Origin of the sequence: Spirillospora sp. NPDC048823 (genome assembly GCF_043198445.1) — a bacterium.
Taxonomy (GTDB): domain Bacteria; phylum Actinomycetota; class Actinomycetes; order Streptosporangiales; family Streptosporangiaceae; genus Spirillospora.
Genome location: NZ_JBICUT010000001.1, coordinates 450,699 through 467,860, shown reverse-complemented (window position 1 = coordinate 467,860; position 17,162 = coordinate 450,699). Strand labels below are relative to the sequence as shown.

The window sequence follows — 17,162 nt, the reverse complement described above, 5'->3', positions numbered from 1 at the left end:
AGGACACAGTGACCCCCCTCACGGGCCCGCTCGCGTGCCCGGTCCGCGTGCCCGGTCCGCCGCCCGGGTCAGGGCTTGCGGGCGACCGCCGCCCACATCGGCACTTCCCGCGGTTCCGCGCCGTCCTTGCCGTCCGGCCGCCACTGGGGCGGGGAGACGAGCCCCGGGTCCACCGGCTCCAGCCCGTCGATGAGGGCCTGGACCTCGTCGCGGTCGCGGGGCCGCGCCTTCTGGACGGCGTTCTCGTTCCACGTCCGGAACGCCTCCCGGACCTGCGGCCCGCCGAGTTCCGCGGTGGCGTGGGTGAAGGCCAGCCAGCTCCCCGACGGGACGGCGTCCAGCAGCCGCCACAGGATCGCGCGCGCGTCGCCGAAGTCGGTCACGAAGTGCATCAGGCTCATGAGCGTGATGGCGACCGGGCGGTCCAGGTCCAGGGTGGCGGACGCCTCGGTGAGGATCCGGCCCGGCTCGCGCAGGTCGGCGTCCAGATAGGCGGTGGCGCCGGCCGGGGTGGAGGTCAGCAGCGCGCGGGCGTGCGCGAGAACGACGGGGTCATGGTCGGCGTACACGACGCGGGAGTCGGGGGCGATGGCCTGGGCGACCTGGTGGACGTTCGGCTCGGTCGGCAGCCCGGTGCCGATGTCGAGGAACTGGCGGACGCCCTGCTCCGCCAGGAACGCCACCGAGCGGCGCATGAACGTCCGGTCGGCGCGGACCATGGCGACGACCTGCGGGTTCGCCTGGGCGATCTGCTCGCCGAGTTCCCGGTCGACCTCGTAGTTGTCCTTGCCGCCGAGCCAGTAGTCCCAGACGCGGGCCGAGTGGGGGCGGGTGGAGTCGATCCGGTCCGAGGGCGGCGGCCCGTCGGGCGTGGTGTCGTCGGTCATGTGCCTTGCACCGTCCATGCTGGGAGCGTCGCGGACGTCCAAGATCGTATGACGGCGGGGCCCCGCTCATCCGCGCTTCTGGAAAGGTGCTCACTTTCCGGCGGGCGCCGTGGCGCCGGCGCGCTGCAGGCGGCTGTTCCGGTAGCCGTAGGCGGCGTAGATGACGATGCCGATGGCCATCCACACCAGGAACCGCAGCCAGGTCTCCACCGGCAGGTTGATCATCACGAACAGGCAGGCCAGCACGGACAGGACGGGGACGAGCGGTACCAGCGGCGTGCGGAACGCGCGCGGCAGGTCCGGCCGGGTGCCCCGCAGGATCACCACGGCGATCGAGACGACGACGAACGCGAACAGCGTGCCGATGTTGACCAGGGTGGCGAGTTCGGCGAGCGGGATGAACCCCGCGAGCGCCGCGACGATCACGCCCATGATGACGGTCGACCGGTAGGGGGTGCCGAAGCTCGGGTGGACGACCGACAGCCAGCGGGGCATGAGCCCGTCCCGGCTCAGCGCGAAGAAGATCCGGCTCATCCCGAGCAGCAGGATCATCACGACGGTGGTGAGGCCGATGACGGCGCCGACGTCGATGATGGTGGCGAAGACGGGATGCCCGACGGCCTTGAACGCGTCCGCGAGCGGCGCGTCCGTGCTCAGCTGCCTGTAGTTCTGCATGCCGACGACGACGACGGACACCGCCGCGTACAGGACGGCCGTGACGACGAGGGAGCCGATGAGGCCGATCGGCAGGTCCCGCTGCGGGCGGCGGGCCTCCTCGGCGGCGGTCGCGACGATGTCGAACCCGATGTAGGCGAAGAACACGATCGCGAGGGCGGAGAAGATCCCGAGCCAGCCGAAGGCGACGGGCGTGACCCCGAACAGCACCTGCATCAGCGGCGCGTCGAGGCCGGCGACCTCGGGGGTCGACGTCGAGGGCGGGATGAACGGGTCGTAGTTGCGGCCCTTGACGAAGAACAGCCCCGCGAAGATCACCAGCAGCACCACCGACACCTTGATCGCCACGACCACGGCGTTGACCCGTGAGGAGATCTTGATGCCGAGTACGAGCAGCACGGTGACCAGCAGCACGAGCACGATCGCCGGGACGTTGACCGTCCCGCCCTCGCCCGGCGGGTCGGCGATGGCCGTCGGCAGCGTGATGCCGATGTCGTCCAGCAGCGAGGCGAAGTAGCCGGACCAGCCGACGGCGACGACCGCCGCGCCGAGCGCCATCTCCAGGATGAGGTCCCAGCCGATGACCCACGCGGGGAACTCGCCGAGCGTGGCGTAGGAGAAGGTGTAGGCCGACCCGGCGACCGGGACGGTGGAGGCGAACTCGGCGTAGCACAGCGCCGCCAGCCCGCACACCACGGCGGCGAGGATGAACGACAGCGCGACCGCGGGCCCCGCGTTGTCCCGGGCGACCTGGCCGGTCAGCACGAAGATCCCCGTCCCGATGATCACGCCGACCCCGAACACGGTCAGGTCCAGCGCCGACAGCGCGCGCCGGAGCCGGTGCGCGGGTTCCTCGGTGTCGCGGATCGACTGTTCGACCGACTTCGTGCGCAGCAGGTTCATCCTTGGGCCCCTCCGCCTCCCGGGTGCTCGACACGGCCGTCAGCCGTATGCCCATATGTGCGCGCCTTATCGCGGCCGAAACGCGGGCATGCCCATGAAGTGGGGGAACGCCGGAAAAGGGGCGTCTCGAATCCGGTTCGAAACGCCCCTTTCCGGTTTCGGGAGCGGCGGGGGACTAGGCGGGCAGGGACGCCACCCCGGGTTCCAGGAAGCGGCGGCCGGTCGCCTTTTCGGCGACGCCCGACCGGTCGAGGTACGGGGTGATGCCGCCGAGGTGGAACGGCCAGCCGGCGCCGAGGATCATGCACAGGTCGATGTCCTGCGGGGCCGCGACGACGCCCTCGTCCAGCATGATGCGGATCTCGTCGGCGAGCGCGGTGAGCGCCCGGTCGAGGACCTGCTCCTCGGTCGACGGGTTCGCGCCCCCGGCGAAGATCTCCACGACCTCGGGGTCGACGGAGAAGTCCGGCAGGTACACGCCGGACTTGCCGGACGCGACCAGCTTCGCCAGATTGTCCGACAGCGGGAACCGGTCCGGGAACGCCTCGTGCAGCGTCTCGTTCACGTGCAGCGCGATCGCGGGCCCGACGAGTCCCATCAGCACGAACGGCGGCATCGGCAGGCCCAGCGGGGCGGCGGAACGCTCGGCCACCTCGATCGGCGTGCCCTCGTCCACCGTCTGGACGATCTCGGCCAGCAGCCGCAGCAGGACGCGGTTGACGACGAACGCCGGGGCGTCCTTGACCAGCACGCACGACTTCCTCAGCGCCTTGCCGGTCGCGAACGCGGTCGCCAGCGCCGCGTCGTCGGTCCGCTCGCCCCGGACGATCTCCAGCAGCGGCAGCACCGCGACGGGGTTGAAGAAGTGGAAGCCGACGACCCGCTCGGGATGCCGCAGCCCGGACGCCATCTCGCCGACCGACAGCGACGAGGTGTTGGTCGCGAGAACGCACTCGGCCGAGACGTGCTCCTCGACCTCGGCGAACACCTTCTTCTTCACCGACATCTCCTCGAACACGGCCTCGATGACGAAGTCGGCGTCGGTGAACGCCTCCTTGCCGAGCGAGCCGGTGATCAGCGACGTGAGCCGGTTGGCCTTGTCGGGGGAGATGCGTCCCTTGCCGAGCAGCTTGCCGATCTCGTCGTGCGCGTAGCCGACGCCCTTGTCCAGGCGCTCCCGGTCGATGTCGGTCAGCACGACCGGCACCTCCAGGCGGCGCGCGAACAGCAGCGCGAGCTGCGAGGCCATCAGGCCCGCGCCGACGACGCCGACCTTGGTGACCTTGCGGGCCAGGGACGTGTCGGGCGCCCCGGCGGGCCTCTTCGCGCGCTTCTGGGTGAGGTCGAACGAGTACAGCCCGGCGCGCAGCTCGTCGCTCATGATGAGGTCGGCGAGTGCGTCGTCCTCGGCGGCGAAGCCCTCGTCGCGGGTGCGGTCCTTGGCCGCGGCGATCAGATCCAGTGCCCGGGTGAAGGACGGTGCGGCGCCGTGGAGCTTGCCGTCCACGTTCCAGCGCGCCATCGCGACCGCGTCGTCCCACGCCTTGCCCTTGTCGACCTCGGGCCGCCGGACGGTGATCTCCCCGTTCAGGACGCGGGCCGTCCAGGAGAGCGACTCCTCCAGGAAGTCGGCCGAGTCGAAGATCGCGTCGGCGATGCCGAGGTCGTACGCCTGCCCGCCCTCGAGCGTGCGGTTCTGGGCCATCGGGTTGTCGATGACGACCTTGAGCGCCTTCTCCGCGCCGATCAGCCTCGGCAGCAGGTACGTCCCGCCCCAGCCGGGCACGAGCCCGAGGAACGTCTCCGGCAGCGCGAACGCCGGGACACCCGACGAGATCGTCCGGTACGTGCAGTGCAGGCCGATCTCGACGCCGCCGCCCATCGCCGCGCCGTTGTAGTAGGCGAACGACGGCACGCCCAGCTCGCCGAGCCGCCGGAACACGTCGTGGCCCAGCCTGCCGATGGCGTGCGCGTCCGCGCGGGACCCGATCAGCGGGACGCCGTTCAGGTCGGCGCCGACGGCGAAGATGAACGGCTTGCCCGTGACGCCGACGGCGACGATGTCGTCGCGTCCGGCGACGGCGTCGATGGCGGTGTTCAGCTCGGCGAGGCCGTTCGGGCCGAAGGTGTTGGGCTTGGTGTGGTCGTGCCCGTTGTCGAGTGTGATGAGGGCGAGGGTGCCCGCGCCGTGGGGGAGCGCCACGTCCCTGACGTACGCGCGCGTGACGACCTCGTCCGCGAAGAGTCCCGCGAGGCTGCTCACTGTGTCCTTTCCGGGGGCGGTCCCCCGGACCCCCCGAACGACTGCGTCGCTCACTGTGTCCTCTCCGGGGGCGGTCCCCCGGACCCCCCGAACGACTTCGTCGCTCATTTGGTGCCCTCCCAGCCGACGTTCTCCCAGAGGACGGTTCCGCCCATGCCCATGCCCACGCACATCGTGGTCAGTCCGTACCGGACGCCGGTGCGCTCCTCGAACAGGCGCGACAGCTGGTTCATCAGCCGCACGCCGGACGAGGCGAGGGGGTGCCCGAGGGCGATCGCGCCGCCCCACGGATTCACCCGCGCGTCGTCGTCGGCGATCTTGAAGTGCTCCAGGAACGCCAGCACCTGCACCGCGAACGCCTCGTTGATCTCGATGAGGCCGATGTCGTCCATGGTCAGCGCGTTGCGGGCGAGGAGCCGCTCGGTGGCCGGGACGGGCCCGACGCCCATCACCTCCGGCTCCACACCGGCGAAGGAGAAGTCGACGAGCCGCATCTTCGGGGTGAGGCCGAGGTCGCGGGCCACGTCCTCGGCGGCCAGCAGGCAGGCGGTGGCGCCGTCGTTGAGCCCCGCGGCGTTCCCCGGCGTGACGTTGCCGTGCACGCGGAACGGGGTCTTCAGCTTGGCCAGGTCCTCCAGCGTCGTGCCGGGACGCGGCGGCTCGTCCTCGGTCGCGAGCCCCCATCCCTTCTCCGCGGAGCGGATCGCGGTGGGCGCGAGGTCCGGCTGGATCTTGCCGGCCGCGTAGGCGGCGGCGACCTTCTGCTGGCTGCGGACGGCGTAGGCGTCCGCGCGGTCCTTGGTGATGCCGGGGAACCGGTCGTGCAGGTTCTCGGCGGTGGAGCCCATGACCAGGGCGGACGGGTCGACGAGCCTGTCGGCGAGGAACCGCGGGTTCGGGTCGACGCCCTCGCCCATCGGGTGGCGTCCCATGTGCTCGACGCCGCCGGCGATGACGACGTCGTAGGAGCCGAACGAGATGCCGGCACCGGACGTGGTCACGGCGGTCATCGCCCCCGCGCACATGCGGTCGACGGCGTACCCGGGGACGCTCTTGGGCAGCCCGGCCAGCACGGCGGCGGACCGCCCGATGGTCAGGCCCTGGTCGCCGGTCTGGGTGGTGGCGGCGATCGCGACCTCGTCCACCCGCTCGGGCGGGAGGGACGGGTTGCGGCGCATGAGCTCGCGGATGGCGCGGACGACGAGGTCGTCGGCGCGGGTGTCCGCGTACAGGCCCTTGGGGCCGGCCTTGCCGAACGGCGTGCGTACGCCGTCGACGAACACGACGTCGCGTGCGGTACGAGGCACGGATCGTCCTCTCTTGAGGGTTCGGTGGCGGTCTGGCTGGGGCGAAGGTGGGGCTCGGTGAAGGGTGTCGGGCCTCGTGCCGCCCCTGCCTGTTTCCGGCGGCACGAGTGCCCGCGACGGCGATGCTACTCGCCGGTAACCGCAAATACTACTCGTCAGTAACCACTGACGGAGGTGTGGCGTCCCGCGCTCTTGTTCGGCCGGTGACGGGTGGGTAACGTGACTCGAAATCACCGGAGGAGGGGCACGGTGACGCACGCGAGGCCCACATACCGGCCCGGGGTACGCCGGCGGATCGGGCATATCCGCGATCTCACCGCGCTCCTGCTGCGCACCGGACTGCTGTTCGCCGGCGGCCCCCGCCGCATGCTCCGGCAGGCCGGCACGCTGCGCCGCTGGGGCACCACGCTCGCCGGGCTGGTCGCCGCGTCCGCCGCCCGCTCCCCGTCCCGGCTCGCGCTGATCGACGACGAGGGCGCCCTCACGTTCGCCGAACTCGACGAGCGCGCCGCGCGGCTCGCCGCCGGGCTGCCGCTGCACGGCCCCCGCCCCCGCGTCGGGGTGCTGTGCCGCAACCACCGCGGCATGGCCCTGACGCTCGTCGCGTGCAGCCGCCGGGGCGCCGAGGTCGTCCTGCTGAACACCGGCTTCGGAACGGGCCAGCTCCGCGCCGTGCTCGGCGAACTGCGCCCCGCCCTCATCGTCGCCGACGCCGAGTTCGCGCCACTGCTCCGGAACGTGCCCATCGCCCTGCGCCGGACCGTCCTGTGGGCCGACCGGCGCCCCGGCCCCCCGCGCGGGATGCCGCTGGCCGCGCCCGTCCCCGCCGGGACGCTGGCGCCCCCGCCGCCGCGCACCGACGTCGAGCCCGCCCCGCCCGCCCCGGCGGAGAAGGGCCCGAGCATCAAGGAGATCATCGGCTCGGTCCCCGCGTCCGGCGTGCAGGCGGACGGGCCGCCGCAGATCCAGAGCCGCACGATCATGCTCAGCTCCGGCACCACCGGACGCCCGAAGGGCGCCCGCCGCCCGCCCCGCCCCGGGCTGTGGCCGCTGGCCTCGATGACGTCCCGGATCCCGCTCCGCGCCCGGCAGACCATGATCATCGAAGCGCCGCTGTTCCACACCTGGGGCTACGCCGCCCTCCAGATGGCGTGGGCGCTGCGGGCCCCGGTCGTCCTGCACCGCCGGTTCGACCCCGAGCAGACGCTGCGCGCCGTCGCCTCCCACCGCGACACCACCGTGTTCGCCGTCCCCGTGATGCTCCAGCGGATCCTCGAACTGCCCGCCGGGGCCCGCGCCGTCTACGACACGTCCTCGCTGCGGATCGTGGCGATCAGCGGCGCCGCGCTGCCCGGCGACCTGGCCACCCGCTTCATGGACGCGTTCGGCGACCGGCTCTACAACGTCTACGGCTCCACCGAGGTGTCCTGGGTGTCCATCGCCACCCCGAGGGACCTGCGGATCGACCCGCGCACCGCCGGCCGCCCGCCGCGCAACACCTCGCTCGCCATCCTCGGCGAGGAGGGCGCCAGGCTCGGCCGCTCCACCATCGGGCAGATCTACGCCGCGAACGAGCTGCTGTTCGAGGGCTACACCGCCGGCGAGCCGATGGAGGTCCGCGACGGGCTGCTCGCCACCGGCGACCTCGGCCACGTCGACCACCGCGGGCTGCTGTTCGTGGACGGCCGCGGCGACGGCCTGGTCGTCTCGGGCGGCGAGAACATCCTTCCGCGCGACGTGGAGGACGCCCTGCTGCGGCTCCCGGAGATCGGCGAGGCCGCCGTCGTCGGCGTCCCCGACGACGAATGGGGGCAGCGGCTCGCCGCCTACGTCGTCCTGCGGCCCGGGGCCCGGCTGGACGCGGGCGCCGTCCGCGACTACGTGCACGAGCAGGTCGCCCGGTACGCGGTGCCCCGCGACGTGCACTTCATCGCCGAGCTGCCGCGCAACTCCACCGGCAAGGTCGTGCACCGCTGGCTCACCGCACACCCCGGCCGGCCGCGGCCCGAGGGACGCGTCGACTGGCCGGCCGTGGGCGCGGAGCAGGCCGGCCGGGCGGGCTAAGGCGCGGCGGCCTCCAGGGAGGGCTCCGGGGAGGGCTCCGCGGACAGCGGCAGCAGGGCCGTGACGGACAGGCCGCCGCCCGGCCGCGGGACCGCCTCGACCGTGCCGCCGTGCGCGTCCACCACCGCCCGGACGATCGACAGCCCGAGACCCGCACCGTCCTTCGACCCCGTCCGGTCCGCGCGCAGCCGCCGGAACGGCTCGAACAGCGTCCCGGCCTCGTAGGACGGGACGGGCCGGCCGGTGTTGACGACCTGCAGGAACGCGTCGCCGCCCCGGACGCCGGTACGCACCCACACCCGCCCTTCCCGCACGTTGTACTTCACGGCGTTCTCCAGCAGGTTCACCGCGCAGCGCTCCAGCAGGACGGGATCGCCGGTCACCACCGCCGGCGCGAGCCTGGCCTCGACGTCAACGTCGGCGGCCTGATCGTCGAGCTGGTCGAGCGCGCTGCGGATCACGTCCGGCAGCGGAGTGCCGACCCGGGTGCTCGGGTCCCGCTCCGACCTGGCGAGCGTCAGCAGCCCCTCGATCAGCCGCTCGTGGCGCGCCGTGTTGCCGAGCAGCACGTCCGCCAGCGCCTTGGTCTCCGGCGGGCTCCTGCGGCTGGCCAGCGCCACCTCCAGCACCGTCCGGTTTATCGTCAGCGGCGTGCGCAGCTCGTGCGACGCGTTCGCGACGAACCGGCGCTGGCCGTCGAACGCGCGGTTCAGCCGGTCCAGCATCCGGTCGAACGTGTCGGCCAGGTCCTTGATCTCGTCCTGCGGGCCCTCCAGCGCGATCCGCTCGTGCAGATTGCTCTCCGACAGCCGCCGCGCCGTCGCGGTCACCCTGTGCAGCGGACGCAGCATCCGCCCCGCCACCACGTACCCGATCACCACCGCGAGGACGCCGACGACCAGCATCAGCAGCAGCGAACTCTGCAGCAGCTGCTCCAGCACGTCGCGCTTCTCCTGGGCGTACTGCCGGTCGGCCTCCTCCTTCAACGCGATCAGCTGCGCGATCCCGTCCTGCGTGGACAGGTTCCCCTGGGACGAGAGGGTCCGCAGCCGCGTGACCAGCGCGGGGTCCAGGCCTTCGCTTCCAGAGAGGCGCTGATCCATCGTCCGCACCGTCAGCAGGTACGTCACCGTGACCAGAACCGCCGACGTCGCCAGGAACAGCGACCCGTACACCAGCGTCAGCCGCGCCCGCACACTCAGCCTCGGGATCATCGCGCCTCCAGCCGGTACCCGGAACCCGTCACCGTCTCGATCACCGGCGGCTGCCCCAGCTTGCGGCGCAGCGTCGCCATCGTCACCCGGACGATGTTGCTGAACGGGTCGATGTTCTCGTCCCACGCCCGCTCCAGCAGCCGCTCGGCGCTCACCACGCCGCCCTCCGCCCGCAGCAGCTCCTCCAGCACGGCGAACTCCTTCTTCGTCAGCCGCAGTTCCCGCCCGTCCCGCGCCGCCCTGCGCCGATGCGGGTCCAGCCGGACGCCCCGGCGCTCCAGCACCGGCGGCACCGGCGGCCCCGACCTGCGCCCCAGTGCCCGCACCCGCGCCACCAGCTCACCGAACACGAACGGCTTCGGCAGATAGTCGTCGGCGCCGAGCGACAGCCCGTCCACCCGGTCGCCGACGTCCCCCGCGGCGGTCAGCATCAGGATCCGCGCGGGGCTCCGCCGCTCCACCAGCTCCCGGCAGACCTCGTCCCCGTGCACCGTCGGCAGGTCCCGGTCGAGGACCACCACGGCGTACTCGTTGTACGAGGCCAGCTCCAGCGCCTCATCGCCGTCGTACACCACGTCGACGGCGATCGCCTCCTCGCGGAGCCCCTCGGCGATCGCGTCCGCCAGCACCCGCTCGTCCTCGACGATCAGTACACGCATGCCGCCGAGCATGACCGGCCGGAGGTTAAACGCCGGTAAGTATTCAGCGCTTCCAGCAGGTGTAGGTGACGGTCGCGGTTCCGCCCGGCGCGAACGACACCGTCCCGCTGCCGCTTCCGTCCAGGAAGCACAGCACCCTGGGGCGCACCGTCACCGCGACCGACGTCGAACGCCCCGCGGCGAGCTTGCCGCTCCCGTCCGCGCTGATCCGCGCGTCCCCGGACCGGACCGCCGACACCGACCACTTCACCGCTCCGCCCCGCGCCGTCAGCCGGATCTCACACCGCGTCGGCAGCCCCACCGCCCGCACCCCACGGCAGTCCGCGTCGTCGACCGACAACCGCCCGGGCCCCGCCGGCGTCTTCGCGGGCTTGTCGTCCTTGGCCGGAACCTTCGCCTTCTTCTTCTCCCGGGACGGCGTCGGCGACGGACTCGGCGCCGCGGGCGAGGTCATCGTCACCCTCGGCGGCGCCGCCACCGGCGACGTCTCGTCCCCGTCCGTCGACTCGAACAGCACGAGCATCACGGCGGTCAGCACGACCCCCGCCGCGACCCCGATGACCACCAGCCACCGATGCAGCCGCACGGGCGGATCCTGGCACTCTTCGCGCACCAGCTCGTACATCCGGTCCCGGAACGTCCCCGCGCCCGCGCCCTTGGCCGACAGCGCCAGCAGCGCGGCGTGGACCGCCTCCACCGCCGCGTCGTGGTCACCGACCAGCCCCTCGGCGTACTCGACCAGCTCGGGCCCGTACACGTCGTAGACCTGGTCCGCCGCGTCCGGGCGCTGATCCTCAAGCGCCATGGCCAGCCGGAAGTCCTCGTTCAGCGGGGAAGCGGTACGGATGGGCACGAACGGATTATCGCCTAACCCGCACGTGGATAAATGCGTCCGAAGCACACACTCCGCGCCCCCGCTTTGTCACCGGGACATGAATAGCCGGGTCCGGACGGCGATGTGGGCGGCGGCGGACGTGGAAGCGCGAGCCATGGAAATCGGAGCCGGTGAGCAAGCTATCGCCCGGCGTCATGGGTAGGGGACACCCGGGTGCGGTGGGTTGATGGAGGGACGCGTGATGCACGACGCCGGCGGGCGTGGGATGGGATGGCTTGCGCTGGAGGCGTTCGATCCGGCGCCGGTCGCCGTCGCGCTGACCATCGGGCCCGAACACCGGCTGGTGTACACCAACCTCGCCTTCCGGGCCTACGTCGGCGACCGTCCGCTCGGCCAGCCGATCGGGTACGCGTTCGGCGATCAGGCGCAGCGGGACTACGGCGCCCTGTTCGACCACGTCCTGGCCACCGGGGAATCGGTCAACCTCGTCGAGGCGCTGGTGAGCCTGGTCCCCGCGGGCGGGGGCGGCGAGGAGCGGTTCTTCTCCTTCAGCCTGTCCCGGTTCACCCACGACCGGCCCGGAGTCCTGGTGATCGCGGTGGACGTCACCGAACAGGTCGCCGCGACGCGCCGGGCGGACCGGGCGACCGAGGAGCAGCGGCGCTGGCGCCGCCGGTTCGAGAGCCTGGTGTGGATGAGCGCGCAGATCGTGTGGGTGGCGGACCCGTCGGGCGGGGTGATCGAGTCGAGCGGGGGCTGGGAGCGCGTGACCGGGCAGAGCCGGGAGGAGTTCAGCGGTGACGGCTGGTCGGCCGCGCTGCATCCCGACGACCGCGGGCCGGCGCTCCGCTCGTGGAAGCGGACGCGCCGGCAGGCCCGTCCCTGGCACTACACCTACCGGGTGCGGACGCGGGACGGCGAGTACCGGCACTTCGAGCTCAATTCCGCGCCGGTGTACGAGAACGGCGCCGTGGTGGAATGGATCGGCACCTGCACGGATGTCGAGCAGCAGTGGCGGCGGCAGCAGCGCCAGGAGCTGCTCGACCGGGCCGCCGCGGCCGCCGCGGAGCATGCCGGACTGGCCGAGATGTTCGCCGCGCTCGCCGACGTGCTCGTCCCCGCCCTGGCCGACGGCTGCGGCGTGCACCTGCTCCCCGATCTGGTCGACCGTCCCCCCGGCGCCCCGATCGTCGGCCGGCGCATCGCCACCGCCGCGCGGGACGGCCTGCCCCGCCGGCCCCCGGCCGGTGACGAGGGGTTCGCCCCCGACAGCGGGTTCATCCGCGCGCTGCTGAAGCGCCGTCCGCTGTACCGCACGTTCCCGCCGGGCCGGCCGCCGGCCGACCTGCTGCCCAAGAGCACCGCCGCCTGGCTGACCGAGGTCAAGGCCACCAGCGTCGTGCTGATGCCGGTCGTCGTGGACGGCACCGTGGCGGCGGCGGTCACCGCCTCCCGGCGCGACGACCGCGCGCCCCTCGGGCCGGACGACATCGCTCTCATTCGGCAGATCTTCGAGCACACCCACGATGCGCTGAGCGGCGCCATCCGGTTCCACCGCGCCCAGCAGGTGGCCCTGGCCCTCCAGCACGGCCAGCTCGCCGACCCGCCCGAGCTCGCCGATCTGGACATCGTCGCCCGGTACCGGGCCAGCCCCGCGGCGGCCGAGGTGGGCGGCGACTGGTACGACTCGTTCGTCCTGCCCGACGGCGCGACGGTCCTGGCCATCGGCGACGTGGCCGGCCACGATCTGGGTGCCGCCGTCGGCATGAGCCAGCTGCGCAACATGCTGCGGGCCCTGACCGCCGACCGCATCGCCCCGCCCGGCGAGATCCTGCGCCGCCTCAACACCGCCATGGAGACGGTCGCCCCCGACACCACCGCGACCTGCATCCTGTCCAGAATCGAGCAACCCGAACCCGGCCGATGGCAGTTCACCCACGCCGCGGCCGGACACCCCCCACCACTCCTGTTCACCCCCGGCGGCCGCGGCCGTTTCCTAAAGGGCGCCACCAACCCCCTGCTGGGCGTCCCGGTCAACAGGCCCTACCGCAGCGCGACCGAGCCCCTTCCACCCGGCTCCACCCTCCTGCTCTACACCGACGGCCTCGTCGAACGCTCCGACGAAGACCCGGACACGAGCCTTTCCCGGCTCCGCAGCCGAGCATCCGCCCTCGCGCCCGGCCCCCTGGAGCATTTCTGCGACGGCCTCCTGGAGCACCGCCCACCGACCGGCACCGACGACATCGCCATGATCGCCCTGCGCGTCAGGGACCCTCAAGACTGACCCGCACCCACGCGACCATGGCCGGCACCCACCCCCGCCCACAGGACAGAGCGCGCCACCACCACGTCCAGCACCGCGGCTAATGCGGGTTTAACCCTGGGGTGGGTTTTGTGGCTTCTCGCCGGGGCCGGGTGTCCTCGGCGGGGAGGACGTCATGGGGTTTCGGGTTTGGGCCGCGGTGGTCGTGGTGCCGGTCTTGTTCGGGCTTGCCGGATGCGGGGACGACGGTGGCGGGAGTGGGGTGGCCAGTGCCGGAGGGACGGGGGCCGCGGTCTCGGCGTCGCCCAGTGCGTCGCTTTCGGCGGAGGACGCGGAGCTGAAGTTCGCGCAGTGCATGCGGGAGAACGGGGTGGACGTCCCCGACCCGGGCAGCGGGGACGCGGCGGCGAAGCGGCTGGGGGAGGGGACCGAGCGTAAGAAGCTGGAGGCGGCGCTGGAGAAGTGCCGGTCGTGGCTTCAGGCGGGCGGGAGGATGCCCGACCTGAAGGATCCGAAGGTGCGTGATCAGTACGTCGAGTTCGCGCAGTGCATGCGCGAGCACGGGGTCGACATCCCGGATCCGGGGCCGGACGGGGAGCTCAGGCTTCCGTCGGGGGACATCGACCGGGGCGCGCTGGAGAAGGCCCGGGAGAAGTGCAGGCTCGACCTGCCGGGGTTCGGGAAGTGAGGCGGCTCGTGGTCGTGGGCGGCGTCGCCGGCCTGGTGGTGGCCGGCGGGGGAGGTGCGCTGGCCTGGACGGCGGACGGCGACGAGGCGGAGGCGGGGCAGGAGGTGCGGCCGGCCACGGCGGAGGTGAGCCGGGGCGATCTCGTCGATACCGAGACGGTCGACGGGAAGCTGACCTATGACGGCGTCCGTGAGGTGTGGACGGGCGCGTCGGGAGTGGTGACGTGGACGCCGGAGCAGGGGGCGACGGTCAAGCGGGGCGGGACGCTGCTGAGGGTGGCCGGCAGGCCGGTCACGCTCATGTACGGCGGTAGCCCCATGTACCGGACGCTCGGGAACGGGGCTTCGGGCAAGGACGTGCGGCAGCTCGAACAGAACCTGCGGGCGCTCGGGTACGGCGGCATGACCGTGGACACGGAGTTCACCGGTGCGACCGAGGCCGCTGTGAAGAAGTGGCAGGACGACCGGGGTTTGGAGGAGTCCGGGGCGGTCGGCCCGGATCAGGTCGTCTTCCTGGGCGGGGCCGTGCTCGTGCGGGAGGTCACGGCGCCCGAGGGGAAGCGGATCGCCGGAGGGCAGCCGGTTCTGACGGTGGCGGGGACGCGGCGCATCGTCCACGTGGATCTCGATGCCGACAAGCAGGATCTCGCCGAGGAGGGCGCCGGGGTCGTCGTGGAGCTGCCCGGTGGCAGGAGCGTCAAGGGGGAGATCACCGAGGTGGGGAAGGTCGCGGAGAGCAGCGGGTCGGGGCAGGAGAAGAAGACCACGGTCGACGTCGAGATCTCCCTCGGCGACGCCGGGACGGGACGGCTGGACGAGGCGCCCGTGAGTGTGGAGCTGGAGAGCGAGCGGAGGAAGGACGTCCTGTCGGTGCCGGTGGAGGCGCTGCTGGCGCTGCGTGAGGGCGGCTTCGGTGTCGAGGTCGTGGACGGGACGCGGCGGCGGCTCGTCCCGGTGGATGCCGGGGCGTTCGGCGGCGGGCGCGTCGAGGTCGGCGGGTCCGGGCTGCGTGAAGGTGTGAAGGTCGGGGTGCCCGCCGAATGAACACGCTCGGAATCGGCGGACGGGGCGCGGACATCGTTGAGCTGGCCGGGGTGACCAGGGAGTACACCGGTGTGGCGGCGCTCCGGGGTGTCGATCTAATGATCGCGCCGGGGGAGATGGCGGCGATCGTGGGGCCGTCCGGGTCCGGGAAGTCGACGCTTCTGCACATGATCGGGACGCTGGACCGTCCGACCGCGGGGAGTGTGAAGGTCGCCGGGCATGAGGTGTCGGGGCTGAGCGACCGGGAGTTGTCGGCCCTCCGGGCGCGGCATATCGGGTTCGTGTTCCAGCAGTTCCATCTGGCCGCGGGGGTGAGTGCTCTCGACAACGTCGCCGACGGGCTCCTCTACAGCGGTGCGGGGTTGGACGAGCGGCGGGAGCGGGCGCGGGCCGCGCTGGAGCGGGTCGGGCTCGGGAAGCGGGCCGGGCACCGGCCCCATGAGCTCTCGGGGGGTGAGCAGCAGCGGGCCGCGGTCGCGCGGGCCGTGGTGGGGGAGCCGGACCTGCTGCTGGCCGATGAGCCGACCGGGAACCTCGACTCGAATGCGGGCGCCGAGGTGCTGGCCCTGCTGGACGAGCTGAACCGCGCGGGCACCACCGTCGCGATCATCACGCATGACCTGGAGGTCGCGGGCAGGGCGCCGCGCCGGGTGAGGATGCGCGACGGCCTGGTCGTGGCCGATGAGCGGGCGGGGGCGGGAAGCCGGTGAGGGCCGCGCTGGTGCCCGCGCGGCTCGGCGTGGGCGATGTGCTGCGTGTCGGTCTCGGCGGGCTGCGGGCGCGTCCGGCGAGGGTCGTTCTGTCCGCGCTGGGCATCGCGATCGGGATCGCGACGATGGTCGCGGTCATCGGGATCTCGTCGTCCAGCAAGGAGGATCTGCTGCGGCGACTCGATCATCTCGGGACGAACCTTTTGACGGCCGGGCCCGGTGACACGTTGTTCGGTGCGAAGGCCGAGCTGCCCGAGGCGGCGCCGGAGATGGTCGGCAGGATCGGGCCCGTCACGGCGGTGGGGGCGACCGGGTCGGTGGACGCGACCGTCCGCCGCACCGACAGGATCCCCGAGGAGGTCACGCACGGGATCGCGGTGCAGGCTGCCACCGTCGGGCTGCTCGGCACCCTGGAGGTGGAGACGGCGAGCGGCGGGTGGCTGAACGCGGCAACCGGCCGCTACCCGGGCGTCGTGCTCGGCGACCAGGCGGCCGGGCGGCTCGGCCTGGACCGGGCGGGCGGGCAGGTGTGGATCGGCGGGCGGTGGTTCACCGTCCTCGGTGTTCTGCGGCCCGCCGAGCTGGCGCCCGAGATCGACCGGTCGGCGCTCGTCGGCTGGGACGCCGCGGAGAAGTACCTCGGGTTCGGCGGGCATCCGACGACGATCTACGAGCGGTCGGCCGACGCCTCGGTCGGCGACGTCCGGAACGTCCTCGCGCGGACGGTCAGCCCCGAGCGTCCCGAGGAGGTCGAGGTCAGCCGTCCCTCGGACGCGCTGGAGGCGAAGGCCGCCGCGGACGGGGCGTTCACCGGGCTGCTGCTCGGGCTCGGCGCCGTCGCGCTGCTGGTCGGCGGGGTCGGCGTCGCCAACACCATGGTCATTTCGGTCCTGGAGCGGCGCCGTGAGATCGGATTGCGCCGGTCGCTCGGTGCGACGCGGGGGCAGGTGCGGGTGCAGTTCCTGGCCGAGTCGCTGCTGCTGTCGGCGTTCGGCGGTGCCGCCGGCGTCGTGCTCGGCGCGGCGGTCACCGCCGGGTTCGCGCTGTGGAAGGGCTGGCCGCCGGTCGTGCCCGCCTGGGCGCTCGGCGGCGCGCTCGCCGCGACCCTGGCGATCGGGACGGTCGCGGGCCTGTATCCGGCGATGCGCGCGGCGCGGCTGCCGCCGACCACGGCTCTCGCGACCGCCTGACTCTGGCCACGCCGTGACGAACCGGGGCATGATTGTGAGGGCAGACAACGTTCCTTCTGGGAGGTGCCCCAACAGTCATGCCGGTGCCACGCCCGCTGCGCGAACGCTGCCGCGAGTTCCTCGGGATCGACGGAGAGATCGGCTACATCTTCCCCGCGATGGCCTACGGCGGTGGGGCGAGCTTCATCTTCGTCGTCACCGACGACCAGATCGCGGTGGTCTCCACCGGCGTGATGAGCCGCACCACCCCGAAGTCCGTCTGGGGCAGCTACCCGCGCGGCACCCGGATCGGGCCGGTGGAGACCGGCGTCGGCGCGTCGTTCGAGTTCGCCGGCTCGGTGTTCGAGGTGGACGACGAGTACGCCGCGGTCGTCAACGCGGCCGACGCCGAGATCTTCGACCGCGACAGCCTGCCCAAGGACCCCCTGCCGGATCTCTAGGCGATTTCCGGACGAGGACGA

At 72.6% G+C, this 17,162-nt stretch carries 14 protein-coding genes; 7 read left to right on the top strand and 7 right to left on the bottom strand.

The window, feature by feature from the left end; all coding sequences use genetic code 11:
* Nucleotides 1–68: 68 nt before the first annotated feature.
* The 4 genes from ACGFK0_RS01940 to ACGFK0_RS01925 all read right to left on the bottom strand — a co-directional run bounded on the left by ACGFK0_RS01940 (nt 69) and on the right by ACGFK0_RS01925 (nt 6,035).
* Entirely contained in the window at nt 69–905 is an 837-nt protein-coding gene (locus ACGFK0_RS01940) for an SAM-dependent methyltransferase (protein ID WP_392898659.1), read from the bottom strand.
* Between the two features lie 72 nt (nt 906–977).
* Complete coding sequence (locus tag ACGFK0_RS01935; RefSeq protein ID WP_392898657.1) at nt 978–2,465, bottom strand: amino acid permease; 1,488 nt, start codon at nt 2,463–2,465, stop codon at nt 978–980.
* A 175-nt stretch (nt 2,466–2,640) separates the two neighbouring features.
* Complete coding sequence (locus ACGFK0_RS01930; protein WP_392898654.1) at nt 2,641–4,728, bottom strand: 3-hydroxyacyl-CoA dehydrogenase NAD-binding domain-containing protein; 2,088 nt, start codon at nt 4,726–4,728, stop codon at nt 2,641–2,643.
* A 104-nt stretch (nt 4,729–4,832) separates the two neighbouring features.
* Nucleotides 4,833–6,035, bottom strand: a complete 1,203-nt coding sequence (locus ACGFK0_RS01925) for a thiolase family protein (RefSeq protein ID WP_392898651.1) — start codon at nt 6,033–6,035, stop codon at nt 4,833–4,835.
* Between the two features lie 249 nt (nt 6,036–6,284).
* On the opposite strand from ACGFK0_RS01925, the gene ACGFK0_RS01920 reads away from it, so the two are divergent.
* On the top strand, nt 6,285–8,099 hold the full coding sequence (locus ACGFK0_RS01920) for an AMP-binding protein (RefSeq protein WP_392898648.1): 1,815 nt from the start codon (nt 6,285–6,287) through the stop codon (nt 8,097–8,099).
* Here the strand turns inward: ACGFK0_RS01920 and ACGFK0_RS01915 are convergent.
* From ACGFK0_RS01915 to ACGFK0_RS01905, 3 genes are read right to left on the bottom strand one after another with little or no spacing between them, the layout of a single operon-like run.
* Complete coding sequence (locus tag ACGFK0_RS01915) at nt 8,096–9,313, bottom strand: sensor histidine kinase (RefSeq protein ID WP_392898645.1); 1,218 nt, start codon at nt 9,311–9,313, stop codon at nt 8,096–8,098. The two genes, ACGFK0_RS01920 and ACGFK0_RS01915, sit on opposite strands and share 4 nt — an antisense overlap.
* On the bottom strand, nt 9,310–9,972 hold the full coding sequence (locus ACGFK0_RS01910) for a response regulator transcription factor (RefSeq protein WP_392898643.1): 663 nt from the start codon (nt 9,970–9,972) through the stop codon (nt 9,310–9,312). The genes ACGFK0_RS01915 and ACGFK0_RS01910 overlap by 4 nt, the downstream gene beginning before the upstream one ends.
* A gap of 43 nt (nt 9,973–10,015) precedes the next feature.
* Nucleotides 10,016–10,825: a hypothetical protein gene (locus tag ACGFK0_RS01905; protein WP_392898641.1), complete on the bottom strand. Its 810-nt coding sequence runs from the start codon at nt 10,823–10,825 to the stop codon at nt 10,016–10,018.
* A 223-nt stretch (nt 10,826–11,048) separates the two neighbouring features.
* On the opposite strand from ACGFK0_RS01905, the gene ACGFK0_RS01900 reads away from it, so the two are divergent.
* The 6 genes from ACGFK0_RS01900 (at nt 11,049) to ACGFK0_RS01875 (ending at nt 17,141) form a co-directional block, all read left to right on the top strand.
* Nucleotides 11,049–13,091 carry a SpoIIE family protein phosphatase gene (locus ACGFK0_RS01900; protein WP_392899587.1) on the top strand — a complete coding sequence of 681 codons (2,043 nt, stop codon included), beginning with the start codon at nt 11,049–11,051 and terminating at the stop codon, nt 13,089–13,091.
* 154 nt (nt 13,092–13,245) lie between these two features.
* On the top strand, nt 13,246–13,758 hold the full coding sequence (locus ACGFK0_RS01895; protein ID WP_392898638.1) for a hypothetical protein: 513 nt from the start codon (nt 13,246–13,248) through the stop codon (nt 13,756–13,758).
* Complete coding sequence (locus tag ACGFK0_RS01890; RefSeq protein ID WP_392898635.1) at nt 13,755–14,801, top strand: peptidoglycan-binding protein; 1,047 nt, start codon at nt 13,755–13,757, stop codon at nt 14,799–14,801. The genes ACGFK0_RS01895 and ACGFK0_RS01890 overlap by 4 nt, the downstream gene beginning before the upstream one ends.
* Nucleotides 14,798–15,511, top strand: a complete 714-nt coding sequence (locus ACGFK0_RS01885) for an ABC transporter ATP-binding protein (RefSeq protein WP_392898632.1) — start codon at nt 14,798–14,800, stop codon at nt 15,509–15,511. Before ACGFK0_RS01890 ends, ACGFK0_RS01885 begins: the two co-directional genes overlap by 4 nt.
* Nucleotides 15,508–16,701: an ABC transporter permease gene (locus ACGFK0_RS01880; protein ID WP_392898629.1), complete on the top strand. Its 1,194-nt coding sequence runs from the start codon at nt 15,508–15,510 to the stop codon at nt 16,699–16,701. Before ACGFK0_RS01885 ends, ACGFK0_RS01880 begins: the two co-directional genes overlap by 4 nt.
* A 77-nt stretch (nt 16,702–16,778) precedes the next feature.
* Nucleotides 16,779–17,141 carry a hypothetical protein gene (locus tag ACGFK0_RS01875; protein WP_392898626.1) on the top strand — a complete coding sequence of 121 codons (363 nt, stop codon included), beginning with the start codon at nt 16,779–16,781 and terminating at the stop codon, nt 17,139–17,141.
* The last annotated feature ends 21 nt before the right edge of the window (nt 17,142–17,162 follow it).